Here is a 23,738-nt window from a genome sequence, read left to right on the forward strand (position 1 = left end):
GTTGTTCTTCGTTGACCCCCATCAGCACTTCTTCCGCCCGCTGACCGGTAAGTACCGCGAGCAGGTGGTGGAGTGTCTGCGTCTTTTGTATGAGCGTCTGTACACCGCCAAGGCTGACTACGGTGAGTCTTTGCTGCGCGAACAGATTCTTGAAATTTTTGCCGAGGCCCTGACCCGTGCACCGCAGCTCGATAGCGAGGAGGGTGTACAAGATCCGGAAGGGCGCTTTCGCAACCTGCGCGATCAAGCCGTTTGGGTATTAAACAGCCTGGTGGAGTTCGGCTGGCTGGAAAAACAGGTGGACAGCGCCACGCTCACGGCCACTTTCCCTTTCAGCCGTCGCGGCCGTTTGTTCACCCAGCCTCTGGTAGAAGTGAACGGCACCCGTGTGCGCACCCGCCACCGCAATACGCGCAACACCTTGAATGCCCTCGAAGCTTTTGCCAGCCGTGGAGAAGTCCACGATTTGATCGATGCCTGGGAGTACTCCGAGCGTATCGTGGCGGATTTCACCGATATGATCGCCGAGCTGGAAGAGCGCAAGCGGGAAATGGTGCGCGAGGTGGAAGCCCAGCTGTTAGTACAACAGGCTACCGACCAGTTCTTCTCCTTTATGGAGAGCCGCTTTCAGCCAGACTTGGCCATCCGCCTCTCGGCAGACAGCGTGGAAAAACACCGGGACTCCATCAACCGGGTGATTGAGCGTATTCGCCACAAAGAGGATGTGCAGAAAGCCGCGTGGGAGAAGCGCCTGCGCCAACTGCTGCCGGAACTCGTGCAGCAGGGTTCTTCCTTATTGTGGCTGATGCTCGATACCATCGAGGACCGTATGCGCCGCGCCTGCGAGGTAAAGTTGCCCGCGTTGCGCCGCGCCTTGCAGGGCTTTACCAAGCGTGCCGATATTATTATCCGCCAGCTCAGTTACCTGCACAGCCAGGCCGAGGGCGAGTTTGCCGACCTGTGCCAGCGTCTCGGCGATAGCCAGCAGAAAACACAACTTCTCGAACGGCTGGGCGAGGAGTTGGGTGGTTTCCAGCTGCGTTTGTTTGATCCCAAGCAAACACAGCTGTGGCAGCGCAACCGCCGCCAGCCGGTGAATACCCGGGTCGAGGAAGAGTCCCCTATCGGTGAGGAGAATCGCCGTGAGATCGAGTTGCAACAGTTGCTCGATCAGGCGTTTAACTTCAATAACAGTCACCTGCGGGAGTATTTACAGGGTGCCCTCGGTAGCGGCCGCCAGATCAATAGCCGTAACCTGCCGCTGCGGGATGCGCGAGATCTGCTCGCTATGAGCCATGTGATCGAAGCGGCGGCGGTTAACCAGAGTGGTGCCGCAGACCTGCAGGTGACCTTTACCGGTGAAATCGCCAGCAACGATTATTTCACCGAGTTTGACGAATATATTCTGGAGCTGAAAAGCAGTGATTGAAGAGGCTTTGGATGAGGCGCTGGCGCAGTGCCGCCTGAACCGCAGTGAGTTTTCCGAGCTGCTGGTACGCCTATTGGATTACGGCGTGATCTGCCGGGATGAAAGCATGATTGAGACTGCGCTTTACGATCGCTTTCAGCGCTGTGAGCCGTTGGTACGCGAGTGGCTGGCGCCCTTGGGGTTGCGCTTACAGCACGATAGCCGTTTCCAGTTTATCCGCGTGTATCCGCCCGGTGCCGAAGTACCCGGCCTGCCGGATCAGGAGGAACCCCATCATGGCGGATTCCGCGCGCGTCTCGGTCAGCAGGAAGTAGCCGCGATTCTCGCCCTGCGGGTTGAGTACGACAAAGCACTGCGGGAAGGGCAGGTGGATGAAAACGGGTGCGCGGCACTCTCCCTGGAAGCCCTGGAGCTGGGGATGCGTAACCTGCTGAAAATGTCTCTGCCAGATAAGCATGCGGAGCGCAAAAACCTGCTGAAAAAATTGCGTCAGTTGCGTCTAGTGCAGTTTAGCAGTGAAGAAGTGGAAACCAGCGCGGAAGTTTGGTTGCGAGTGCGTCCGACGATCGCCCACTTTGTCAGCGAATCGGTATTACGCCAGTTGGTGGACGGTGAAACGGTATCCTTGGCCGAGAGTGATGTTGCCGACGCTGGGGTGTCTGATATACCTGAAGAGGTTGAAGTGAAAGACCCGCAGGCCTCCGAGCGGATAACACCGAACAGCGAAGACCACAGCCTGTTTGAGAGCGAAGCTTCCTCTTAAAAAAGAAAAAATTCCTGGCCACTAGCCACAAGTTAGTAGTCAGGAATCATCAAAAAATATTCGACCACCTGAGTTGCGCGAACGGCATCCAGGAGCCTTGGAGAGGGTTGTCGGGTTCCTGCCTGCGAAAAGACGGTGCTTTTAAAAGATTATGTTCCTGAAAAAACTGATCCTGATTAACTGGGGCAATATTCCGCAGTTGGAGTATGACTTTGGCCCTATCAACCTGTTTTCCGGTGGCAACGGTTCCGGCAAAACCACAGCGGCCGATGCCATCCAGACCTTGATGACTGCCGCCCACGATACCCTGTTTACCTTTAACCCCGGGCAGGATGAAACCACCCAGCGCGGGCGTGGCGGCAAGCAGGTGCGCACCCTGGCTTCCTATGTACTCGGCTGTGATGACGGCAGCTACGCCCGTCTGGAGCCCACCGATTGTTATATTGCCGGTATTTTCCATCCCACCAGCGGTGAAGACGGCGCAGAGCCCTTTACCGCCGTGATGGGTATTCGCGCGCACCTGGACAGTAGCAGCAAACCCGCCCAGGCGCGGCAGAGTGACTTGCGCTTTTTTGTCTTCCCTGGCGAACAATTGGTGCTGGGGGATTTTGTCCGGGATTACACCGATGGCAAACACCTGTTGCCACTGGATAAATTCAATCAGGTGCTGGGCAAGCAGTTCGAAAAAATCGAACAATACGACAAGAAAAAGGCCTACCTTCGCCGACTCTACGGTGCCTTGCGTGGGCGCCGCGACGCGGTCTCTGATCGCGAGGCCATGCACGCCGCGCGCACCTTTGCCAATTTTATGGCCTACAAACCGGTCAAAAGCATCAACGATTTTGTCGCCCAGGAGGTGCTGGAAAAGCGCGATTTAGGCGATGCTATCCGCTCGGTTTCCGAGCTGATGAAAACCATTCACAGCATGGAGCAGGAAGCCCGTCAGATTGTAGAGCGGGTCAGTTCTCTGGAGGCCATTGCCCAGTCGGTGGAACTCTACCGGGAGCAGTGGCTACAGCTGCGTGTACAGGAATATTTGTGTGCACGCCAACGCCAGCGGCGGGTCCAGAAAAGCTATCTGAGCGGCAAAAACGACCAGCAGAGATTGCGCAGCGACCTGGAAAATAATGAACGGGAAGTGCGTATCGCTTCCGAGCGGGTGGAGCAGCTTAATGGCCAACTGGTAGAGCTGCAGGCCCAGCGTCTGGGGATTGATGCGCTGCGCAACAAAGACGAGTTGGAGCAGCGCATCAACAGCGCCCTGAGCCTTCTCTCCCAGCAGCACCCCCCCCTCTCAGCCGAAGAGGCGCGCTGGCACGAGAACCGTGAGGCCGCCGAAGAGTTGTTAAATCTGCTCAATTCGACTTCTGCCGAATTGGAAATCTCCGCTTTCTCCGACAAGGCCCTGGTTCAGGCGATCAAGCAGGTGGCCCGGGAAGAAGACCTGCCGGATCTGCACAAACTACTGGGTAAAGACTGGATCGACCTGGCTGCACTGGAGCCCCTGCGCGAGCGGGCTTCCAGCAGTGAAGTCCTGCAAAACCGACTCTGCGATCTACTGGAGAGCGGTGGCAAGGGTGCCGCCAGCGATGCGCCTTCCCCCAAAGAGCAGATCGCCCACCAAGCTTCCCGCTGGGAGCAAAAAGTACAACAACTGCAGAAACAACTGCGGACCCAGGAAAGTCGCATTCAGCATTTGCAGGCTAACCGTGTTCGCTACCCCCAGGCGGTGGAAATGGCATTGACGGCCATTCGCGAGCAGTGTTCGGAGGCGGAGCCGCGAGTCCTTTGTGATTACGTGGAAGTTCTGGATGAACGCTGGCAGATGGCGATAGAGGGCTACCTGGGCGGCGCGCGTTTCTCCATTATTGTCGAGCCGGAATATGAGGCGCGGGCGATTCGTATCGTGCGCAGCCTGCCGGGGCGCAATAATCGCGCCCGCGTTATCCAGGGGGATAAAGCCCGCAAGGATACCGAGCGTCTCGATACCCCGGCCAATTCCATTATCGAATTGATGGAATTTACCCATAAAACCGCCGAACACTATCTGCGCGCTTCCTACGGCGCGGTGATTCAAGTAGAGGATGAGCACGAGCTGCGAGGTACCCGACGCGGTCTTACCGCCGACGGAATGGCCAGTGGCAACTACAGCATGTGGCGTTGTGATATGGACGATGCCGAGCTGGTATTCGGTCAGGGCGCCCGCGCCCGCGCCCTGGCAGCGCTTCAGCGGGCCATGGAGCAACTGCTTGAGGAGGCCGCGCTGGTTAACGAGCGCCATCAACTCTACCGCCGCGTGACCAATGCGGTGCGGGGCTTGGTGAATCTCAAGCTGCTCTCAATTGTAGACTCCGCGCTATCGGCCCAGCGGGAGTGGCGCAGCGCCGAGCGTGCGCTGGAAAACCTGGATCTGAAGGATTTCGAGCAGTTCGAACAGCAAGTGGATGAGCTCAAGGCCCAGCTAAAAACCCAGCAGAAGCAGCTATCGGATCTACAGCGGAAAACCGGTTCACTGGAAACGAAATTAAAGGGTAATGAAAAACTCTTATACGCCCTGTCCGGCGAGCTGGAATCCCTGGATGATGCCGCCAGTGAAAGTGAGGAGATGGTCAGGCGCATTACCGCCATCGACCCGGCTTTTGATGCTGAGCAAGTCTTAATCACGGCTGATGAACAGGTGGAGCGCGCGGCAGACAATTTTGATTTCTCTGCCGATATCGAAAGTTGGCAAGGGCTGTTGGAAAAATACAGTCGCCAGCTGGATCGCGCGGTGATGGAGTACAACGCCACCTGTGCCAGCGTCGATACCCTGGTGTTTGAGCCCGATCTCACGGGTGGTCACAAAGACGCCCTGTTCAAGTTGGTTCGCGGGCTCGGTGATCAGGTGGAGACCCTGCGTAACCGCCTGAAGAATAACCTGTTGGTAGAGCGTCACGATCAACTGCTGGGATTGAAAAAATCCTTTAACACCACTTTTGTAACGCACTTGTGCCACGCTATTTACCAGTCCATTAACGATGGTAAACGCGTGTTGGATGACCTCAACAAAGAGTTGGAACACCATCGTTTTGGCGCCGACCGCGAGCGTTTCCGCTTTGATTACCAGTGGGTAGCGGAATTTAAGGAATACTGGAATTTCTTTAAGGCGGTGATCGAACTGCCGAATCTGGGTGAAGAGCAGAGTCTGTTCGATACGGACCTGGCCCCTAAACACCGCAAGGTGCGCGATCGCCTGCTCAGTATGTTGTTGAGTGAGGATGAACAGGTGGCGCGGCGCGAGCTGGATCGCATCAGTGATTACCGCAACTACCGCAGTTACGAGATCTATAAAGAACCGGAAGGCAAGGAGCCTATCGCCCTCAGTCAGTACGGCACCGGCTCCGGTGGCCAGTTGGAAACCCCGGCCTATATTATTCGCTCTGCCGCAGTCACTTCGGCCTTTCGCTTTGGCGAAAGCGGCAGCCATTTGCAGATGGTGCTGGTGGATGAGGCCTTCTCCAAAATGGATGAGTCCCGCTCCAAGGAGGTGATTCGCTACCTTACGGAAACCCTGGGATTACAGCTGCTGTTCATTATGCCCAGTAGCAAGTCTGGACCCTTTATGGACCTGATCTCAAACCAGTTTGTGTTCAGCAAGTGCCCGAGCGCCAAGCCTATCGGCCAACTGAATACCAGGGTGTATGTGGATCGCAAGGTGTGTAACCAAGAGCGCATCGCCGAACTCTGGGCCAATCACCGCCGTACCATTCGCCAACAGGCGTCGTTGGACTTTATGGATTTGATCGAGAGCTAGGGCGCTCGGCGGCTCGGCGTCTTTATTGGATTCTAGGGTAGAGGGGTGGTTGACCCCTCGCCTTTAAACTTGTTTTTTATGCGCAATCTCTCGGAAGACACACAAAAATTGCTGTAAAAATGCCCTTTAAAATAACAAGGGAAGTTTCTGGAGATTCCTATGCGTCAGTTTTCCATTTTGGTCATTTTTGTTTTGGCCTTTGGCGGCGCCGCTGTTTTATACGAGAAGGAAAGTCGTAAAGTAAAAGGCGTGCTGACCCAAATTACCGAGTTGCAGGCACAGATGGGTGACCTGCAGGCGGAGGTCAATCGGTTGAACAGTGAGCTTGAGGCAGTGAAGCTTGCCGAACGTCGCCGGCCCAACCTGGGTGCGATTGCCAAGCGTATTCGCCGTGAGGCCGCTGCACCTATGCCACCCAAGCCCGTGGTGGAAGCGCGTTTTGAGAAAAAGCGCGGGGCCTTAATTGCTTCCGATGTCACTACAGCCCTACCCGCAATTCAATCCGGTGGGAATAAGGGTTCGGAAGAGAGTGATTGGGCGCGCCCAACGATCGATGCGGACGCCTACCAGAGGGAGTCCTCGGAGGAGGAAGTGCTGGACCCCTATCAGTAATTTGCACCCTCCTATTGATTCCAGATCGAAACCCCGCAAAATACCGGTCTCTTGGCGCATCCCGCGCCGGGTATTTCGCGGGTTTGCTGTGCGCAGCGAACACCGTCCACAGCCACTGATTTTGAGGGGCGATCCGGCCAATGTCTTTAAATCCATTTTATTCATCGCTCAATAGCCAGCTCGAGGGCCTTTTGTCGGCTGAGAGTGACTGGCTGGCCAATACTGCCAACGCCAGCGCCCTGCTGTTTATGGAGTTGGAAGATATTAACTGGGCGGGATTCTATTTCCTGCACGGCGATGAATTGCGCCTTGGGCCCTTCCAGGGCAAACCGGCGTGTACCCGTATTCCTGTCGGTGCCGGTGTTTGCGGCACCGCAGTTTCCACTGGCGAATCGCAGCTGGTCGAGGATGTGCATGAATTCCCCGGCCATATTGCCTGTGATGCGGTTTCCGCTTCCGAGGTAGTGGTTCCCCTCTACAATGCCAGCGGAGAGTGTCTGGGTGTGTTGGATATCGATAGCCCAAGCGTCGCCCGCTTTACCGAAGAGGACAAAGTGGGCTTGCAGGCCTTTGCCCAGGTATTGCTGAAGTCCTCTGAGCTGCCGCAAAGTTAATGGCGCTGCTTTGGCAGAGGCAGGTCGGTGACACCTGTTATCAGGTCCGCAATCATGGCGCCAGTGTGCGCCTGTACAGCAATGGGGTTTTCCACTCCCAATGGAATCCCCGCGACCCTCTAAAAGGCTCACTGTGGGAGCTGCTTCTGCTGCCGGCCTTTTTCCTTCCCGAAAACCGCCTGAACTCCGTGTTGGTGCTCGGTGTGGGAGGGGGGGCTTTGATCCGCCTGCTACAGACATTCACTTCTGTCAAACGTATCGTCGGCGTGGACCTGGACCCGGTACATCTCGATGTTGCCCGTCGTTTCTTTGCTGTGCGCAATACTGAGCTGTTGTGTGCCGATGCCAGAGAGTATGTGGCCGAGCAGCTCAACGACCCGTCCAGAGGCACTTTCGACCTGATCATCGATGATTTGTTTGGGCACGGTCAGGGAGTGGCGCAGCGAGCGATACCTGCGGATAAAGCGTGGTGTTCTTCATTGATGCGCCTATTGCATCGGGATGGGATATTGGTGAGCAACTTTGGCGACCGCCAGGAATTGCAGAGTAGCGCCTGGCGCCACAAGGCGATGCGCGGTCGACTGCGTGGCGCCTGGATGGCGCATATGCCCCAATATGAGAATCATATTCTGGCGGTGAGCAGAAAGCCGTTATCCATGGCGGATTTAAGTACTCGGGCCCCGGCAAAAATTAATCCGCGCAGCCCTACCTGTCGCCTTTATTCACATATAAAACTTTTGCGTTGAAATTTGCGCGCTAAAGAGGGTTCCACGCAAGGAAAGGTAGTGGTATTTGTGCCACTGTCGTCGCATTGATGATATTGAGTGGCGCCCTTTGTCACAAGCTGCCTATACTGGAACAAGTGACTTACTTTTTCTGGGGCCGGTTGATGCGGTACAAAACTGTTGAGGAAGTGATTCAGGAAGGAAGGGACTTTCACGCCAAATTGTCACTGCAGTATGAGGAATACGAGCAGCTTGCCACCAACAAGCGGGTCGAGCTGCTACTGGACCAGCTTCGACGACGGGAAGACTCCATGAAGCACTCGCTGGAGAATTTCCACGCCGATCTGCCTCCAGGCGCCTTACATACTTGGGTGCAATTTGCCCCGGAGGGGCGGGAGAAGGAGTTCCTGCAACGCCTGCGCAGCATTGATATCGATAATCTGGACGATATTGCCAAACTGGCTATGGATATTGAGATCTACCTGGCCGATCAATATCGGGACCTGGCCCAGGGCGCGGAGACTCCCTCAGCCCGCGAAGCTTTTGAGCGCTTGCGGCAACTGGAGGAACTTGAGGAGCACACCCTCTCTATGAACCTGTTTAATTTACGCGATTATTAGCCCAATCTTCAGGCGGCTGCTCAGCCTCTGCCCATTTACCTGCGCCCTAAGGGCGCAGGCGGTATACGCAAAAGCCCCTTTCTTTATTGACGAGCTGCACCTCGGAGTAGTATCGGGGTCCCTTCTTTGCCAAAGGAATGAACTCATTCACGACAAAAAGTGCCATACCGGTACTCTTTAGTATTCGCGCGCTGTGTTGTAGGAATCGGTCGGTCAGGTCGCCTTCCACCTGGAAGCCCTGGTGGAAGGGAGGGTTGCACAGCACCAAGTCAGCCGCGCCGCTCTCCAGCTCATCACCGGCATCAGAGGGAAGTACCACGCCGGGTATACCGAGAGTGTGGAAATTCTTCCTGCAGGCCAGTAGTGCGGCGGCATTGTTGTCCGTGGCGGCAAAGTGGAAATTACCCAAAGGTGCTAATTGGGCGCTGAGATAACCGTAACCACAGCCGAGGTCCACTACATGAGCGCCGTCTTCGGGTAACTCGGTGGTGAACTGTTGAGCGAGCAGGGCGCTGCCCTTATCGATCTTGTTCCAACCGAACAGGCCGGGCTTGCTGAAGAGGTTACCCAGCTCAGGCAGGCTGCGCAGATGCGGGTAATCTGCTTCACCGGTGGGCTCTATGGCACCGGGGTGGGCCACACGGTTAGTGCTGACATATTCATTGCCATGCTTTTGGAGCTGCTTGGTACCATTGAGGTGTTCCGCAGCCTTTACCGCATAACTTTTGATGCCACTCTGCTTTTCCCCCAGTAGCACCAGTTCCCCGCCCTCGCCAAGAAAGCGAGGAGCCTGATCGATGACGTGACGAACCACCGCTTTCTCCTTGGAGACCGAGTAGATAATGCGACGGTATTTACGGTCTAGCTCTTCCAGGTGGAAGTCACTAAAGAAGTTGCGGGAAACTTTTCCCTGGGCGAGCTCGGCGATATCCCAGCGGTTGGTGAGCAGGTCACCATCGAACTGAAAGCCTGGCTGCAGCAGGACTCGGCTATTTTCATCGGCGATCCACAGGGTTTCCCTGGGGATCTGGAGGAGTGCCTGGTGGAGAAGCGAAGACATGCTATTTACTGTACCGAAGCGATTTCTTCAGGGGTTAAGAGGCGATATTCACCCTCTGGGAGTGCGTCGTCCAGGAAGATATCGCCGATTTTTTCCCGGTGCAGTTCGAGCACCTGATTGCCCAGGGCGGCAAACATGCGTTTGACCTGGTGGTAGCGGCCCTCACCGATGGTAATGCGCACCTCGTTGGCAAAGAGAATTTCCAGTTTGGCGGGCTTGGTTCTCTTCTTCTCATTGTTAAGCCAGATGCCTTTGGCAAACTTTGCCACCGCATCTTCCTCAATCTTCTCGGCCAGCAGAGCGTAGTAGGTCTTCTCACAGTGATGGTTTGGTGAGGTCACTTTATGTGACCACTGGCCATCATCGGTGAGGAGTACCAGTCCGGTGGTGTCGATATCCAGGCGCCCGGCAATATGCAGCTTGGACTTATTGGGTTCATCGATCAGATCCAGTACCGTGGGATGCTCGCCGTCTTTGGTGGCGCTTACATAGCCTAAAGGTTTGTTGAGCATAATATAGCGTGGCCCGGGCTCATGCAGGGGTTCATCATCCAGGCATAGGACATCGCTGGCCTGTATTTTTGTAGAAGCGCTAGAGACTACTTCGCCATTAACCGTAATGCGCCCCGCCCAGGCGGCGCGCTTTACATCGGATCGGGAGAGGTCGGTGACCTGGCTTACCGCTTTGTCCAGACGAATCAAGTTAGCCAATTTTACGCTCACCGGAATCGACAGACTGATAGATAAGGGTGTTGATGGTCATGGGGCCTACACCGCCGGGCACTGGAGTGTAAGCGGCAGCGCGCTCGGATAGCGGACCCAGTTCGATATCGCCCACGCCGCCGGGGTGGTAACCAGCATCTACGACGACAGCGCCATCTTTGATCCACTCAGCTTTAATAAACTCAGGTTTACCTACAGCGCCTACCACGATATCCGCACGGCGGATATGTTCGGCCAAGTCCTGGGTGCGGGAATGGCAGATGGTTACGGTGGCATTAGCGTTCAGTAGCATGGCCGCCATTGGCTTACCCAGAATAGGGCTGCGGCCCACAACTACGGCGTGTTTGCCTTCCAGCGCAATATCGTAGGCTTCCAGCAGGCGCATAATGCCTTTAGGGGTCGCGCAGCCGTAGGCTTCTTCACCCATTGCCATACGGCCAAAGCCGAGGCAGGTTACACCATCCACATCCTTTTCCAGACTGATGGCGTCAAAACAGGCGCGCTCATCGATCTGTGCCGGCACCGGGTGCTGCAGCAGAATACCGTGAACATTGGGATTGCTGTTCAGTTCATCGATTTTGGCGAGCAGCTGCTCTGTGGTGGTGGAGGAGGGGAGTTCTACTTGTAGGGAGTCCATGCCGACACGGCGGCAGGCGTTGCCTTTCATCTTTACGTAAGTGGCGGAGGCAGGGTCATCACCAACCAGAATGGTCGCCAGTATGGGCGTTTGGCCACCACTCTTCTCCTTTAGTATGGCTACCCGAGCCGAGAGTTCCTCTTCTGTTTTCTTTGCCAGGGCCTTGCCGTCCAGAACCAGTGCAGACATAGATACTATCTCTAACAATAAAAAATCGAGTACTAATAGACCGGAATCTGCTTCAGCGCCTATCTTATATAAAAGGGCGGAAGCGGGCGGCTTTTGTGTAGCTGCTTACTATTTATCCGGTCGGATTCGCGAAGTGCGCCATTTTCGCACAGGTTGGGAATAATTTCGCCACTTCGGGGCCTTGAGAGGCAAAAGGATAAACTTCTTAAAAAATAATAGCTTAGAAGCGTTGACACAGGCCTGGGGGATCAGTACTATGCGCGCACTTCGTCACTGACGCGATCTAAACAACCACCCCAGCGGCGGTAAGCAAGATTGAAAAAGTGCGAATAATTGGAAAAACGGGGCATAGCGCAGTCTGGTAGCGCGCCTGCTTTGGGAGCAGGATGTCGGGGGTTCGAATCCCTCTGCCCCGACCAATTCACCGGGTTTACCTTGCGCCCGTAGCTCAGCTGGATAGAGCATCCGCCTTCTAAGCGGATGGTCGCAGGTTCGAGTCCTGCCGGGCGTGCCATCTTCGCAAGATGGTGCTGGTTTGGCAAAAAGGACTTAGTCTGAAGCCAGATTGGCTGCAAGAGATAACCGGTACTCAGTACTGCCACAAGGTGCTGAAGTATATTGCTACTATGGTGGCCGTAGCTCAGTCGGTAGAGCACAGGATTGTGGCTCCTGAGGTCGCGGGTTCGATCCCCGTCGGCCACCCCAAATTCCTCCTTGTTTATCAAGGACTTAAAGCCTCGCCTAGTGCGGGGTTTTTTCGTTTTGGGCCTCAGTGTACGAATTCGATGTACGAATTTCTGCCTCAATCTATGTTGAGGTTTCAATTTGATGGGTATTTGGGCGCCCTGGTTTTCTCAGCAATCTCCCATCTTCAAGAGCTTGTGATTTTAGCCTGATGACGGGGTTGTCTGAAGTATGCATTCCTGCCTGAATCGATTTTTAGCCCTCAGCTTTGATGTTTTTCCAGTGGCTGTACATTTTGATGCGGAAAAGTAGCGCTGCTCATCGGCCCAATTTGATTTATTTGAATATGAACGTGCGGAAAAAGTCTAAACTCCCTTTCTTTATATGTTTCGTAGTTTTTGGTTGCTTTATGTGGGTGTCAAACTCAGAGCGCGAGGAGAAGGAGGAGCTCGGGCGTGAAATTAGTAGCATTGCCCCCGAGATGGTATCTGAACTATATGTCTATGATCCGGCAAGTGATAGCTGGATAGATCTTGGTCGGCGCAAAGAGCTATTGATGACAGTGTTTTCTGTTGCAAGCACGGATTTTCGACCTGACAAGCGTAAATATCCTTCTGAAAATCCAGTAGATACCATTAAGGTCGTAGTGGGTGGTTGGTGTTATGACATGTGGTTTTGGGATGAGCGGCATCCAGATTTAAAAATGTTCTTTACCGTTAGGAAAAATAAATGCGCGCCACTAAAGGGTGAGCCATTTCCCAATTACATGGGGTTCAAATTTAACTCGGCGCAGCTAAAGGCGTTTCGAGAGTTCTTACGATGGGCTAGGGATATTGACAGCCCCAACTAAATTCTAGCCTTAAAGTTATCCAATTTTTCTTTTTTCAAGTAGTAGCTAGGAGCTGTAATGAAGTATCTGCTGCGCGTATTTTTCTTAACCTGTTCTGCTTTCGCCTCTGCGGCTGGGGACTCAAACTTTTCATTTGATTTGGGTGGGGATCATGGCGGGCTCGGGGCTAAGTACGCAATTAACCGCGGTAAAGATAAGTATTTTTGGTTCTTTGGGTTGGTTAGGATATACGGAGCAGGCCGGTTGGATTGAGGGGTATGGTATAGGTTCGGAGCGTCTAGTGTCTTCTGATAGTCATTCTGTGGGGGCTTTTTTAGGTGCCGCCAGCCATGATACTGTGGGTGATAAAGTTGCCAGCTATCATGGAATTTCCTTACTCTACAACTATTATTTTTCAGGTTTTTCTGAGCCTTCATTTGTGATTGGTGCTGATGTCTATGCAGGCGCTAGCTCCAAGGATGGGCGATATTTTGATGACAACAGAGCTGGTGCGAGCTTGAAGGTTGCTTATCAGTGGTAGTGTAAAGTATAGATTATTGGTGTGATTTCAATTCTCGTTAGCTGACATATAATAATTCTTGTTTTTTAGAGAGTCCAGCTAGTGTGGGCTTTTCATGTTATTTCATTTGCTCGAAGCCAAGTTTATATTCGCTATCGTGTAGAGTTACTTCAAATAGTGATATTTCTGAGTTCTTCTGCTCAATTGCTGAAGTGATATTAGATTTTGCCCAAGAAGGCATATTTCCTGCGATATAAATTGCATTGATGCAGAATGGATTGTAGTAGTGTTTTCCGCGTTTTGTTGAGGTTAGTCTAAGCTCATTTTCATGTTGCCATCCGCATTCTTTGGCGTTGAAAGCATCTAAAATTTCGTAAGAGGAATTTGTGTTGCCATTTAGGTAATCTTCCATAAGAGTTTTTAGGTTAACTTCAGGAAAGCTACCTTGTAAATATTTTACGCGCCCTTGCCCGAGTCGGGGCTCTCTTTCTTCGTTTGATAGATTTTCCTTTATAGATTCGTTTAGCTTTTCCAAGTCGAAATCTATGCAATACCCTTTAAATCCATTTGCATAATGTGCCCACATTTGGAGGTCATTTAGAGGTGAGGGGTGGAGTGGGTGGTCGCCCTTATCTAATGATAAGGAAAGGGTAAAATAATTTTTTCTGTAGTTTTTATGCCGCCTTTGAAACTCCTTTTTAGCTAAGGCATCGATATCTTTGGAGGGGTTAATACTTTCAATATTATGAGTTTTGGTGTGGGGTTGGTTGTCCTGAATTGCCTGGGAAAAGAACTCATATCTTAGTTTATCTTCAACGCCGTTCTCGATGAATCTAACATAGCCTTCAAAAGGATCATTTAAACTCGAAAAGTCGGCAAACCAAATATAGTTTTCGAAGAGGGCATCAAAGTCATTTTCAGTCCCATATCTAAACTTAAAAACTCTATTTTTTTTCATGATGGGGGCTTGGCAATTTCAGTAATAAATTTATAGAAAATAAAATGCACAGTAGCTCTTTGTTATAGGGGGCGGATGGGTTTTGATGGGTGGAGTGCTTACCTACTGAGTACTGGAGGGTTAGGCTGGTGAAACAAGAGGGGGTCACATAAGGGTAATTAGCTAATCTTAATTGTATCGATGATAAAATCAAGAGATATTTAAGAGCTACTTTGTGGGGTTTTTACTGTTGCGATCAAGGCTAACCACCCGATCAGCTGTACGGTTGTACCGCTCAGCCATAGACCGCGTCTTATGTCCTGTGAATTTTTGAACATCCCCTTCAAAATCACTGGCCGCTTTGATTTTCAAATCATGAAAGCGAAAGCGCTGTTTAATTGCCCCAGCAGCTAGTGCCGCTCGTTGTTCCCTTTGCCAAATGGCATTGAACCCGGTGCGGGTGTAGGCGCGGCCTGCGCGGCTGCGGATGATGTGGGTGCTTTGGATTTGGGCTTCTGTGTTAGTGGCTACTGCGCGGTCAACGGCTTCTTTGAGGGCTGAGCTCCATAGCTTTAGTTGGGCTTTGCCTGTCTTGGCTTGCACGATTAATAGGCCATCTTCTTGGATGTCTGCACGGGTGAGGGCGAGTACATCCTGTTGTCTGGCTGCACACAAATAGCTGATTTCCATGGCGCATTGGTGCATCACATGGCCGCGATCACCCAGCCATTGCCAAAAGGCTTGGTATTCCCAGTCTTCTACGTAGCGCCCGCCGGGCTTTACCTTGATTGTCTTGACGACCGCGGTGGGGTCTTCGATCTTAACGAACCCTCTGGCTTTGCCCCACTTCATCACAATACCGAGAAAGGTGCGCTCTCTGTTGGCGGAAGTGGGGTACTCAGCGCCGCGCGCATCCATAAACATCTGCACTAGTGGGGAGGTGATATTGTCTGGTTCCATCTCCCCAAATACCGCGAGAACACGTTGGCTGTAGCGGTAGTAGTCTTTTTGCGTCTGCGGTTTTATATGTTTGGTGTACTGGGGGGGGCGAAGTAGAGCTCTACCAAATCCGCAAAAGTGAAGGTCTTTTGCACTAAGCCGGCTAGGAATTTCTCGTAGGCAACCCAGACTTCAGCCTGGGAGGCGCCGGGGCCTGCAATATGCTTGGTTGGTTCGCCATGCTTGCGAAATCGGTAGCCGTTTTTATACCTGGCTACATGTGGCGGCATCCATGCATTTTCGGGGTTGCGCCTTCTGCCCATTAGCTTGCTGCTCCAAGGTTAAAGCCTGGGGGTAGGTTAACACCTGGTGAGCCTGATTTTGTGGCTCCGCGGGCCAGGGTGGCTTGGTTGACCATTTCCCAGGTTAGCGCGGGGGATCTGTCTTTTTTCAGCACGTAGGGAATCCGGTTGGCATCAAGAATGCGTTTTTGCTCTTCGGCATTTTCGGCGGCAGCACCGGTTAGGCGGGCTATTTCATGCTTGGTTAGCAGGTTACTCATCGCACATCCCTCGCGTTGTTGTCTTCTACCTAAAAAGCCCGCATTGGGCGGGCTGAGGAGGCTATTTTTAATTTGGGCTTAGGCGTACTGCGGCTCCACTTTGCGCTTTGGTTCTGAGTGGCAGCAGTCTTCGGATTTGTCCTCAATGATCTTTTTATCGGCTATGCGATAAATTTTTGCCGTATCGGTTTTCTTGTCGACGATTTGCGCCCACTGTGTGAACGGGTCATTTTTGGCGATGCGCTGCACTTCTTTGAAGGCTTCCTTTTCAGTAGGGTAGGAGCGCTTAAAATCTTTGATACCACCCATAAGCAAGTTGTAGGTGCCGGTGAGTAGTGCGTATCTTTCCATGGAGTTCTCCAATTTTTTAAAATTGGGCCCCGTACCGGCAGCCCTAACGGTTACCGCTGACTGATGTACCGGGGCGCGGTTTGTTTTTCGATTAAATCGCGAATCCAGACCATACCTTTTGCTGTTACCTTGGCGGTGATGTACTGCACTTTCACGGGGCCGCGTAGATACTCGGCGGCTTCGGCTACTAGCAGTTGTTGTGAAACGGCATGCTTAGTTGGTGTATTGCGCATTGGTTCGCGGCTGTGCAAAAGGTCGTTATCTCTCAGTAGTTTCAGTAGGTTATTCCTGCCTATTTCGAGCGTTCGACTTGCCTGGGTGACGGTGAAGGTTTTTTCCTTTTTCACGCGACCTCCTGGTTTTTTTGTTGTGGGGCTTGGCCTTGGGTGGCTGCGGAGAGTGTGGCGATTTCTTTGCGCATACTCGCAATTTCAATGCTTTGCAGCTTCACCTTGACCAGCAGCGCTTCGTACAGCTCTAAGATTCGGCTAAATTCATTCATCAGGCGGCCCTGGCTTTTGCGGCGGCCTCGCCGGCCAGGCCAAAATAGGCGGCGCCGTCTTCGTAGTCGTCCGCCACAAATACGCCACAGCTTGCGCGGGATTGTTTGAGCAGCACCATAAACATCCAGCCCTGTTCCTCGGTAAGATAGGTTCCGTAAAGCGCGTTAAATGCGTTTACGGTTTTGGCCATAGAGCGCTCACCCTCTTCGTTGTCGCGTTGCTCGGCACGGTCGCGCATATGCTGGGCGCCTTTTTCCAGGAAGGCGGGGGCGCTGTAGTCCGTTGGTGAGAGTGTTTCTGTATTCACGCCGCCTCCTTCCTTTGGGTTTCCAGGTGGCTCCAGTCACGCCAAAGGGCGTGGAATTTTTTATCGCCATTTGCAATCACGCTTTGTGGTGCTCTACCGTGGTAACGCAGATTCATCACATTGATTGCGTGCTGGTAGTTGTCGCCATCGAGCAGGGAGAGGTTTTCAACGGGAACTGTAAAATCCCTGCTATTCCAAGCAGAAAGCAAAACCTGAGCGGCAATTTCACTGGCGCCGGTGTGGCGGTTGGCCTCGGTGAGTAGGGTTCCCACACTTTGGGTTGGGCTGAAGGGATTCATGCGGCATCACCTTCAAAAGGTGGCCAATCGTTGTGATGTGTTGGCCGTACATCAGTGGGTTTTGGTTGCACGAAACGAACATGGCGGCTGTGGTGGCCAGCATTGGTGATATCGATGCGGCGTTTGAGCTGGTCGATATTGTTTTTTCCCATAGCCGTTGAGTGTACAAACACGGTGGTGTTCATACGATGCCCTCCCGGTTGTTGCGGATGCGGATAGTTCGAACAGTGGGGCGACGTTGGATGCGGGTGCGCAGTTGATCCTGTGCATCGGCACCAATGCCGCTAATGATCGAGGCGATTAAGGCGAGCTGAATTAACCCATGTTTAACCGCTTTGGCCACCGCGTCTGTGCTGTTACGGGCGTGCAGCTTGTAAAAACACTCCGCCAACAGGTTGGTGACATTGGCCACAGAGCACTGCATGGCTTCGGCGGTCTCGCGGTTGGAGAGGCCGCGGGCACGGTGTGTGAGTGCTTCGGCCTGGCGTGGTGCGAGTGTTCTTAGGTGGCTGTACGTGTCCATTTGGGGGTCTTGTCCTTGCTGATCCCTCAAATATAGGTTTACCTTTTTTGTCAGTCAATAGGTATGCCTATATATTTTTAATATGAGGTTGAAATTGAATTAACTATTGATATTCTCTGGGGACACTTATCACGGAGGATAAGAATGAAAAAACTAAGACATGCCGTAGTGGGCCTTCTGCTGGTGGTGGTTGGCTTGGGAGGTTGTACTGCAACGAATGAAGCGCCGGTGATCATTAGTGAGTACTTTGCGCTAGAGCACTTATCGAGTAAGCAAGAGGTATTGAGTAAGGCGAAGCAAGCATTGTTGCGGGATGGATTTCAGATTTTGTCGACCGATCTAGAGGCGGGTTATATCTCTACATCCTTAAAACACTGGAAGCTAACGCCGGAGCAGGCCAATTGCGGTGCAACCCGGGGCCAAGATTATTTAGAGGGTAATCACACCAAGACAGAAGTCGCGTTTAACGTGGTTGTGGATGATAAGATTGTGATTGTTCGCTCAAATATTCAGGGTGAATATTTGCCGGGTGAGCCAGCGCAAGATCTCACTTTACACTGCGTTTCTCGCGGTGTGATTGAAGTTGAGATGGTTAAAAAAATCTTGCTGTGATTCTTGTTGTTCTAAAAGGCCCGCGCCTGCGGGCTTTTTTGTGCCCTACTCAGGGCTATAGGAGCCAATGATAACACCGCAAAATGATATGTCTTTGCCGGTGACATCCATCGGGGAGTAGGTCGGATTGATTGGGCGTAAATAGATATGGCCCATATCCTCAGCATAGGTTTTGAAGGTGGCTTCGCCATTGAGTTTGGCGATAACGCGGCAGCCATTGGTTAGGGTCCTATCCGGATCAACAAATATAATGGTGCCTTCGGGATAGGATTTTTGTCCAGGATAAGGACTGGTCATGCTGTCGCCATTAACGCGCAAAGCGTAAGTACGGTCTGAATGATTGGCGGGGCAGGGTATCCAGTCTTCTGCATCACCTGGCTCGAACAAGTCGACGGACTCACAAAACTCTCCTGCTTGAACCCAGCTAATCAGTGGCACCCGGCCCTGTATACGAGGGCCTGGGCTTACGTTGCTGCTGAAAGCGCCCGCTTGTTCGGCCGATTTATCGTGATCTAGTGCTCCTATAGGAAGTTCTAATCCATCTTCGATCGCTCTGGCTACTCTACTATTGATGGCACGATTTTCAGCAAAAATTAAGCGTAGCTGGCTTTCAAGTTTCGGGAGTTTATGGATTAGCTCCTCCATTCCAAATTCATTAAATAGTGGAGTTAAATTTTTGCGCCGAATCTCCTCTATTGAGGCATTGCGCATCAAGCCATTGCCAGTGGCCAGCCAGTTAGGGTTAACGCCAAGAAATAAGGCTATTTGAGTAACGTAGCGAGTGCCATAGGACCTTCCATTCTCAAGTTCAGAATAAGAGGGTTGGGTAATGCCCACAGCCTCTGCGACCTGCTTCTGTGTTTTGCCGGCAGCTTTTCGGGCCTCTTTGAGCCTGTCCTTCAATTCGGTCACTTGCGAATTCCATAGCGTACTTTGGTAGGCAGTATGTTATAGGTCTACCTATACCATGAAAAACTGGAATACCAGTTGACTGAGTATAGGCATACCGATATTCTCGAGGCGTGGATAGATTGGATCGAGTTGAAAAGGCCGCCCGAAAGCTTATAGAGCACTTCGGGGGGCAAAAGGCTACAGCTAGGGCGCTATGTGTGAGTCAGCCCACGGTCAGTAACTTACAGCATGGAAAGCATGGTGCATCTGCTGAACTGGCTTTGTGTGCAGAGTTTGTAGCAGATGGAGTAGTGAGAGCTGTTGATCTTTGCCCGAAGCTGGCACAGCTTTTTTGCGATGTGGATCAGCAAAAGATGTTGGAAGTCCAGCAGGCAAGCTAACCAAGCACGAATTTTTTGGCGAAACCTGAAGAACATTCATTTTTAAATCCCTCTGTTGTGACTTGGTGATTCTGCATCTTTTGGGGCAGGGCAGTCATCAAGTGCGCTATATGGAAATTTATACAGGAGGTACGTGGTGAGCTTTGAGGCCGCGGCATGGGCTATTAAACGTAGGACCAGAACACCAACAGCAAAGCTGGTTTTAATCGCGTTGGCCGATTGCCATAACAGTGATACGGGGCAGTGTGATCCGGGTAATGCCTATTTGGCCGACGTTGCGCAATGCACGAAGCGTTCGGTGATTAATGCCATCGAAGAGTTGGAAGAATTGGGGTACCTCAGTGCCGAAAAATCCAACGGGCGCAGAACCAATTATGACCTCTTTTTACACGTAAACCGGTGCAATGAGTTCACCGGTGAAAAATCTTCACCGGTGAAAATGAAACACGAACCGGTGAAATCTGTGCACCCAACCGGTGAAAATGACAACACGTCCTTCTCTATAGAACCAGTAAGAACCAATAAGAAACCAGTAGAGAGAGGCACAGTTCCAAATCGCGCCAACCCCAAACGCGGTACTCGCTTGCCTGGAAACTGGGTTCTCACGGACAAATTCCGCACCGAAGCCCAACGCCTCCGCCCAGACCTGATCCCCAGAATCCACGACATTGCCGAAAGCTTCCGCGATTACTGGATATCCCAACCCGGCCAGCGGGGCGTGAAGCTTGATTGGCTGGCCACTTGGCGCAACTGGCTCAAACGCGAGAGGTATCTCGCCCACCAGTCCCAAGCCGCAGGGCAGCAGCGAACACGGGACCGGCCTATCGGTGAGATCCTGACAGACACCAGCTGGTAAACACGAAACATCAAGGAGAGTTGACCATGTGCATAGTTACCATCCCGGAAGCAATCAACCGGATTTCAACAACCAATCCCAGTAGCCCCCTAGCCGTATTCCGCACCAAGTACGCTCACCTCGTGGAGGTGGTGTTCGCGAATACGGTGATTACTCAGTTTTGGATAAACCAAGGCCATATAAATTACCTGGGTACGTTCCACCGAGATAACCGGCATGCGGCGGAAAGGCGGTTTGAGGATTATTTCGAGAGTATGCCAAAGGCAGCTTGATGGGGTGTTCTGCTGGTTTCTGGTTGCCAGATGATGTATTGGGGGCGTGAAATGAGATTCGTATCTGCTAGACAAGCTTGGCACGATGCCTTTGATGGCTCTGCAGCGGCATTTGATTATGAGGCTATGGGCAATAGGAGCACGATTACCTCAAAGGCTCGGCGAGGGCGGAAGTTAATTATTCGGGGTGAGGTGCAGGGAGAGGCTAATCAGGTGATTTGCCGCATTGATGCGCCTCGGGTGAGTGGTGTTGAAACGGTTGTAGGCAAGGGTAGCGGTGGACGAGTTATGGATTCCTGTGAGAAGGGAATCATTCAGAGCGTGGTTGCCAAGCTGAGACAAAGTGATCCACTGGCTTACTGCTGGGGCATGGCTGCCTATGCACCACCGGCAAAAAGATTTAAAGAGCGGGCGGCGCTATTGCAGTACTTGATGTCTGAATTCGATAAGTGGGAGGAACCGCACCCGAGGGAGAAGGTTGGCCAGTTAGCGCTATTTTGTATTACGGCGAGTGCGTTGCGAGATGTGAATGGGCGACCAATAGATCTAGGCCATGCGCGGACAATTTTAGGATGTGACAAAAAGCGTTGGGATGGGGAGTGGGTGAAGATTTGGAAACGCTTGCAGCGGCGTTTGGACCCTTTACCCGCAAGAGCTTTAGGACCGGTGTCTCATGTTGTGCAGGAGTACAAAGGGCGGCTGAACGCCGCTTGTTGACAGCTTTGTCCTGAGTGGGTATAAATTCCCTAGCATGCTGTTTTTCTGCCCTGCAAAATTAAACCGGTCACTGGGCCGGTTTTTTTATCTTTACAAGTTAATAAGTTTTACTGCTATAGATAAACTTCTGCAGATCTTAATCCTACTTTATATTTTTCTTGAATAGCTATTTCGCAAAGTGTGATCAGGTGCTGGATTTTTATGCGTGCTATTTGTGTTAGATCCGGTGGGTGCGGAAGACTCTGCTCGTGAAATTTTGAGCTTCTTTACTTGGTAAGATCGTGCTGGAAAAAGATGTTAAATTAAATGCGGTACAATTTACTTGGTTTAAAGTGTGTTATAAGCTTCACTTTCTCTTCGAGTAGTTAATTTAATATAATTTTTAGTGAATTTATATGTTTTTTAGAAATACCGTCAAAACAGTAGCTGTTTCTGTGGCCTTGTTAGCCTTCGGTGCGCAGGCGAAAACATTCAAATATGAATTGCAAGATCTGAATTCATCAAACATGGATATACAGTACCCAGGCCTAGATTTTAGCGGAGTGAGCTCCGCAACTTTGACTATTGATCACGCAGACCAATCGGCCCCTCCTGTAGTCACTTCGCTAGAAATTAACTTTCCCTCTACATCTAATCTATTTGTGAAAAATTTCAAGTCATCTGATGAGACTTTCCGAGCTTCCGTTGATGATGCCTGGGTGTATCGTAAGCTTAATGTTGAAATGAATGGATTAAATTATTTTGATCCAAATGGGAAATTTGTCGACATAATGGCCTTTGTTTCTGAAGCTGATAGCTTTATTGGAAAGACGCAGCTCGGAAAGGGTCCGATGCTATTTCATGTTTCCGGGCGATTGGTTGATGTAACTCCAAGCAAAGTTGTTGATGTCGAATGGCTCACGGTGAATGATAATCGACTCAAGTTATCTCTTAGGGACAACGTAACTTCTGCTCCAGATTCTGACTTTGGTGGGAAGGCATTTGTTATTGATTCTCTGTGGTTTGGGGAAGGGGAAGAAACTTTGTATCTTGAGGCTCCCTTTGGCGATGAAGCAAAGTTTATTCAGCCATATAAGCTAGCTGTTTCAAAAATCTCTGGGCCTATTGGGGATGAGTACTTCATCAAGATTCTGGCAAAAGACGAGAACGGTAATGAATTTGAAACAGTAGAGCTTCCTCTGCAAGATCTGCTTAGTAACGCTTACGATAATTGATCAAACCTGTCATATCCTTAGATAGGATTTGAGGATTGAAATGGCGTGATTGATTTCACTTAGTTAGTTACGCACCGTTGCACTAAAACTACGATTATTTCTCAATACCCTTAACCCGCCTCGTGCGGGTTTTTTTATTTCTGGTGCACCCATGTTCAATAACGACTACTTCACGGAAGCGGAGTTGTCTTGCCCTTGTTGTGACAAAAATCATTTCAATGATGAAACGCTCAGGCGCTTAATTCAGGTTCGCCGGCGTTATGGCAATCCAATGTTTATTAATTCCGGTTACCGCTGCCCATCTCATAACGCCCGATTAAATGCCACCATGACCCATACCACCGGGCAGGCGGTTGATGTTTCCGTGGCTGTGAGCGGGGCACACAAGCTTATGAAAATTGCCTTAGCGGAGGGCTTCACCGGTATAGGGGTGAAACAGAAAGGGCCGATCAGAAGACGGTTCCTTCACTTGGATGATCTTGACTCAATTCCTGGCGAACGTGTGCGCCCTACTGTGTGGAGCTACTAATGATTTCCGCTATCTCGAATCTGCTCGGCAAGGTCATAGATAAGGCATTCCCGGATAAGACAGAGGCTAACCGGCTCAAGGCGCAGGTTAGCGCACAGTTGATTGCGATGGACTTGGAGGAACTGAAGGCAGCTACTCAGATAATCACTTCAGAGGCTTCGGGGGAATCGTGGCTACAGAGAAACTGGCGGCCGGTAACAATGCTCACGTTCGTGGGGCTGATCGTCTTTCATTGGTTGGGGTGGACAGCGCCAAACCTCAGTGAGAATCAGACCCTCGCTCTACTGGAGATCGTAAAGATCGGTCTCGGTGGCTATGTCGTGGGGCGCAGCGCTGAAAAAGCGATGAAGGCTTGGAAGCAGTCATGACGTTTCAGGATGCCCTAAGAGAATTAACGGATAAGGCGAGCTATATGACTGCCGTTGGTGCTGGAACTTTTGCTGGTTGGCTTGCTGATAACTGGCTGGGTTTTGCTGGTGTGCTGATAGCAGCGGCGGGCTTGATGGTTAATTGGTATTACAACCACAAGCGCTTGAAGCTGCAAGAACAACAGCAAGGCGGGGACGATGGACGTTAGTGTAAAGCTGGATACCTCAAAGTTTGATCGAGCATCGGCTGAATTAAAAAA

The 23,738-nt window shown here is 51.7% G+C and carries 33 protein-coding genes and 3 tRNA genes; 21 read left to right on the forward strand and 15 right to left on the reverse strand.

Annotated elements, in window-relative coordinates; genetic code table 11:
* The first annotated feature begins 1 nt into the window (after position 1).
* From ACCI51_RS13905 to ACCI51_RS13935, 7 genes are all read left to right on the forward strand, one after another.
* Positions 2-1,429, forward strand: coding sequence for a Wadjet anti-phage system protein JetA family protein (locus tag ACCI51_RS13905; protein ID WP_299582996.1), 1,428 nt, complete (start codon positions 2-4; stop codon positions 1,427-1,429).
* Positions 1,422-2,192, forward strand: a complete 771-nt coding sequence (locus tag ACCI51_RS13910; protein WP_371844139.1) for a DUF4194 domain-containing protein — start codon at positions 1,422-1,424, stop codon at positions 2,190-2,192. The genes ACCI51_RS13905 and ACCI51_RS13910 overlap by 8 nt, the downstream gene beginning before the upstream one ends.
* 151 nt (positions 2,193-2,343) lie before the next feature.
* Positions 2,344-5,985 (forward strand): ATP-binding protein, encoded by a 3,642-nt coding sequence (locus ACCI51_RS13915; RefSeq protein WP_371844141.1) that lies wholly within the window; start codon positions 2,344-2,346, stop codon positions 5,983-5,985.
* Between the two features lie 159 nt (positions 5,986-6,144).
* Positions 6,145-6,597 (forward strand): hypothetical protein, encoded by a 453-nt coding sequence (locus tag ACCI51_RS13920; RefSeq protein ID WP_371844143.1) that lies wholly within the window; start codon positions 6,145-6,147, stop codon positions 6,595-6,597.
* 140 nt (positions 6,598-6,737) lie between these two features.
* The gene (locus ACCI51_RS13925) at positions 6,738-7,211 is read left to right on the forward strand and encodes a GAF domain-containing protein (RefSeq protein WP_371844145.1); all 474 of its coding nucleotides are present in this window, start codon (positions 6,738-6,740) and stop codon (positions 7,209-7,211) included.
* Positions 7,211-7,957: a spermidine synthase gene (locus ACCI51_RS13930; RefSeq protein WP_371844147.1), complete on the forward strand. Its 747-nt coding sequence runs from the start codon at positions 7,211-7,213 to the stop codon at positions 7,955-7,957. Before ACCI51_RS13925 ends, ACCI51_RS13930 begins: the two co-directional genes overlap by 1 nt.
* Before the next feature lie 143 nt (positions 7,958-8,100).
* Positions 8,101-8,556: a hypothetical protein gene (locus ACCI51_RS13935; protein WP_299583011.1), complete on the forward strand. Its 456-nt coding sequence runs from the start codon at positions 8,101-8,103 to the stop codon at positions 8,554-8,556.
* 46 nt (positions 8,557-8,602) lie between these two features.
* On the opposite strand, the gene ACCI51_RS13940 is transcribed toward ACCI51_RS13935, so the two are convergent.
* From ACCI51_RS13940 to folD, 3 genes are read right to left on the reverse strand one after another with little or no spacing between them, the layout of a single operon-like run.
* Positions 8,603-9,616, reverse strand: coding sequence for a class I SAM-dependent methyltransferase (locus tag ACCI51_RS13940; RefSeq protein ID WP_371844149.1), 1,014 nt, complete (start codon positions 9,614-9,616; stop codon positions 8,603-8,605).
* Between the two features lie 5 nt (positions 9,617-9,621).
* Entirely contained in the window at positions 9,622-10,326 is a 705-nt protein-coding gene (gene rsuA / locus ACCI51_RS13945) for a 16S rRNA pseudouridine(516) synthase RsuA (protein WP_371844150.1), read from the reverse strand.
* Positions 10,319-11,164, reverse strand: a complete 846-nt coding sequence (folD, locus tag ACCI51_RS13950; protein WP_299583018.1) for a bifunctional methylenetetrahydrofolate dehydrogenase/methenyltetrahydrofolate cyclohydrolase FolD — start codon at positions 11,162-11,164, stop codon at positions 10,319-10,321. Before folD ends, rsuA begins: the two co-directional genes overlap by 8 nt.
* 342 nt (positions 11,165-11,506) lie before the next feature.
* On the opposite strand from folD, the gene ACCI51_RS13955 reads away from it, so the two are divergent.
* The 6 genes from ACCI51_RS13955 to ACCI51_RS13980 all read left to right on the forward strand — a co-directional run bounded on the left by ACCI51_RS13955 (position 11,507) and on the right by ACCI51_RS13980 (position 13,218).
* Positions 11,507-11,583, forward strand: a tRNA-Pro gene (locus ACCI51_RS13955).
* An 18-nt stretch (positions 11,584-11,601) separates the two neighbouring features.
* Positions 11,602-11,678: transfer RNA gene (locus tag ACCI51_RS13960), tRNA-Arg, on the forward strand.
* A 115-nt stretch (positions 11,679-11,793) separates the two neighbouring features.
* Positions 11,794-11,869: transfer RNA gene (locus ACCI51_RS13965), tRNA-His, on the forward strand.
* Positions 11,870-12,257: 388 nt separating this feature from the next.
* Positions 12,258-12,698, forward strand: coding sequence for a hypothetical protein (locus ACCI51_RS13970; RefSeq protein WP_371844152.1), 441 nt, complete (start codon positions 12,258-12,260; stop codon positions 12,696-12,698).
* 57 nt (positions 12,699-12,755) lie between these two features.
* A complete protein-coding gene (locus ACCI51_RS13975) occupies positions 12,756-12,950 on the forward strand; it encodes a hypothetical protein (protein ID WP_371844154.1) in 195 nt (64 codons plus the stop codon).
* A gap of 28 nt (positions 12,951-12,978) precedes the next feature.
* A complete protein-coding gene (locus ACCI51_RS13980) occupies positions 12,979-13,218 on the forward strand; it encodes a hypothetical protein (RefSeq protein WP_371844155.1) in 240 nt (79 codons plus the stop codon).
* 97 nt (positions 13,219-13,315) lie between these two features.
* On the opposite strand, the gene ACCI51_RS13985 is transcribed toward ACCI51_RS13980, so the two are convergent.
* From ACCI51_RS13985 to ACCI51_RS14035, 11 genes are all read right to left on the reverse strand, one after another.
* Positions 13,316-14,155 (reverse strand): DUF2971 domain-containing protein, encoded by an 840-nt coding sequence (locus ACCI51_RS13985; protein WP_371844157.1) that lies wholly within the window; start codon positions 14,153-14,155, stop codon positions 13,316-13,318.
* Positions 14,156-14,362: 207 nt separating this feature from the next.
* Positions 14,363-15,094 (reverse strand): tyrosine-type recombinase/integrase, encoded by a 732-nt coding sequence (locus tag ACCI51_RS13990; RefSeq protein ID WP_371844158.1) that lies wholly within the window; start codon positions 15,092-15,094, stop codon positions 14,363-14,365.
* A gap of 62 nt (positions 15,095-15,156) precedes the next feature.
* Positions 15,157-15,396 (reverse strand): hypothetical protein, encoded by a 240-nt coding sequence (locus ACCI51_RS13995; protein WP_371844160.1) that lies wholly within the window; start codon positions 15,394-15,396, stop codon positions 15,157-15,159.
* Entirely contained in the window at positions 15,396-15,635 is a 240-nt protein-coding gene (locus ACCI51_RS14000; protein WP_371844162.1) for a hypothetical protein, read from the reverse strand. Before ACCI51_RS14000 ends, ACCI51_RS13995 begins: the two co-directional genes overlap by 1 nt.
* A 78-nt stretch (positions 15,636-15,713) precedes the next feature.
* Positions 15,714-15,986, reverse strand: coding sequence for a hypothetical protein (locus ACCI51_RS14005; protein WP_299583027.1), 273 nt, complete (start codon positions 15,984-15,986; stop codon positions 15,714-15,716).
* 50 nt (positions 15,987-16,036) lie between these two features.
* Positions 16,037-16,333, reverse strand: a complete 297-nt coding sequence (locus ACCI51_RS14010; protein ID WP_371844164.1) for a phage antirepressor KilAC domain-containing protein — start codon at positions 16,331-16,333, stop codon at positions 16,037-16,039.
* Complete coding sequence (locus ACCI51_RS14015; RefSeq protein ID WP_371844166.1) at positions 16,330-16,488, reverse strand: hypothetical protein; 159 nt, start codon at positions 16,486-16,488, stop codon at positions 16,330-16,332. Before ACCI51_RS14015 ends, ACCI51_RS14010 begins: the two co-directional genes overlap by 4 nt.
* Positions 16,488-16,796 carry a DUF6378 domain-containing protein gene (locus tag ACCI51_RS14020; protein WP_371844168.1) on the reverse strand — a complete coding sequence of 103 codons (309 nt, stop codon included), beginning with the start codon at positions 16,794-16,796 and terminating at the stop codon, positions 16,488-16,490. The genes ACCI51_RS14015 and ACCI51_RS14020 overlap by 1 nt, the downstream gene beginning before the upstream one ends.
* Positions 16,793-17,095 carry a DUF7673 family protein gene (locus ACCI51_RS14025; RefSeq protein WP_371844169.1) on the reverse strand — a complete coding sequence of 101 codons (303 nt, stop codon included), beginning with the start codon at positions 17,093-17,095 and terminating at the stop codon, positions 16,793-16,795. Before ACCI51_RS14025 ends, ACCI51_RS14020 begins: the two co-directional genes overlap by 4 nt.
* Positions 17,092-17,280 (reverse strand): hypothetical protein, encoded by a 189-nt coding sequence (locus tag ACCI51_RS14030; RefSeq protein ID WP_299583042.1) that lies wholly within the window; start codon positions 17,278-17,280, stop codon positions 17,092-17,094. Before ACCI51_RS14030 ends, ACCI51_RS14025 begins: the two co-directional genes overlap by 4 nt.
* Positions 17,277-17,618, reverse strand: a complete 342-nt coding sequence (locus ACCI51_RS14035) for a LuxR C-terminal-related transcriptional regulator (protein WP_299583045.1) — start codon at positions 17,616-17,618, stop codon at positions 17,277-17,279. The genes ACCI51_RS14030 and ACCI51_RS14035 overlap by 4 nt, the downstream gene beginning before the upstream one ends.
* 144 nt (positions 17,619-17,762) lie before the next feature.
* On the opposite strand from ACCI51_RS14035, the gene ACCI51_RS14040 reads away from it, so the two are divergent.
* On the forward strand, positions 17,763-18,230 hold the full coding sequence (locus ACCI51_RS14040; protein WP_371844170.1) for a hypothetical protein: 468 nt from the start codon (positions 17,763-17,765) through the stop codon (positions 18,228-18,230).
* Positions 18,231-18,275: 45 nt separating this feature from the next.
* Here the strand turns inward: ACCI51_RS14040 and ACCI51_RS14045 are convergent, their stop codons facing one another.
* Positions 18,276-19,142 (reverse strand): helix-turn-helix domain-containing protein, encoded by an 867-nt coding sequence (locus tag ACCI51_RS14045; RefSeq protein ID WP_299583051.1) that lies wholly within the window; start codon positions 19,140-19,142, stop codon positions 18,276-18,278.
* 110 nt (positions 19,143-19,252) lie between these two features.
* Between ACCI51_RS14045 and ACCI51_RS14050 the strand changes: the two genes are divergently transcribed.
* The 7 genes from ACCI51_RS14050 (at position 19,253) to ACCI51_RS14080 (ending at position 23,687) form a co-directional block, all read left to right on the forward strand.
* A complete protein-coding gene (locus tag ACCI51_RS14050) occupies positions 19,253-19,522 on the forward strand; it encodes a YdaS family helix-turn-helix protein (protein ID WP_371844172.1) in 270 nt (89 codons plus the stop codon).
* Positions 19,523-19,658: 136 nt separating this feature from the next.
* A complete protein-coding gene (locus ACCI51_RS14055) occupies positions 19,659-20,378 on the forward strand; it encodes a helix-turn-helix domain-containing protein (protein ID WP_371844174.1) in 720 nt (239 codons plus the stop codon).
* A gap of 323 nt (positions 20,379-20,701) precedes the next feature.
* Positions 20,702-21,367, forward strand: coding sequence for a hypothetical protein (locus ACCI51_RS14060; protein ID WP_371844176.1), 666 nt, complete (start codon positions 20,702-20,704; stop codon positions 21,365-21,367).
* A gap of 395 nt (positions 21,368-21,762) precedes the next feature.
* Positions 21,763-22,581, forward strand: coding sequence for a hypothetical protein (locus ACCI51_RS14065; RefSeq protein WP_299583061.1), 819 nt, complete (start codon positions 21,763-21,765; stop codon positions 22,579-22,581).
* A gap of 151 nt (positions 22,582-22,732) precedes the next feature.
* Positions 22,733-23,110, forward strand: coding sequence for a D-Ala-D-Ala carboxypeptidase family metallohydrolase (locus ACCI51_RS14070; protein ID WP_299583064.1), 378 nt, complete (start codon positions 22,733-22,735; stop codon positions 23,108-23,110).
* Positions 23,110-23,478 carry a 3TM-type holin gene (locus ACCI51_RS14075; protein ID WP_299583067.1) on the forward strand — a complete coding sequence of 123 codons (369 nt, stop codon included), beginning with the start codon at positions 23,110-23,112 and terminating at the stop codon, positions 23,476-23,478. Before ACCI51_RS14070 ends, ACCI51_RS14075 begins: the two co-directional genes overlap by 1 nt.
* Positions 23,475-23,687 (forward strand): holin, encoded by a 213-nt coding sequence (locus tag ACCI51_RS14080; protein ID WP_371844178.1) that lies wholly within the window; start codon positions 23,475-23,477, stop codon positions 23,685-23,687. Before ACCI51_RS14075 ends, ACCI51_RS14080 begins: the two co-directional genes overlap by 4 nt.
* The last annotated feature ends 51 nt before the right edge of the window (positions 23,688-23,738 follow it).

This window comes from Microbulbifer echini (genome assembly GCF_041447225.1).
GTDB classification, from domain to species: domain Bacteria; phylum Pseudomonadota; class Gammaproteobacteria; order Pseudomonadales; family Cellvibrionaceae; genus Microbulbifer; species Microbulbifer echini.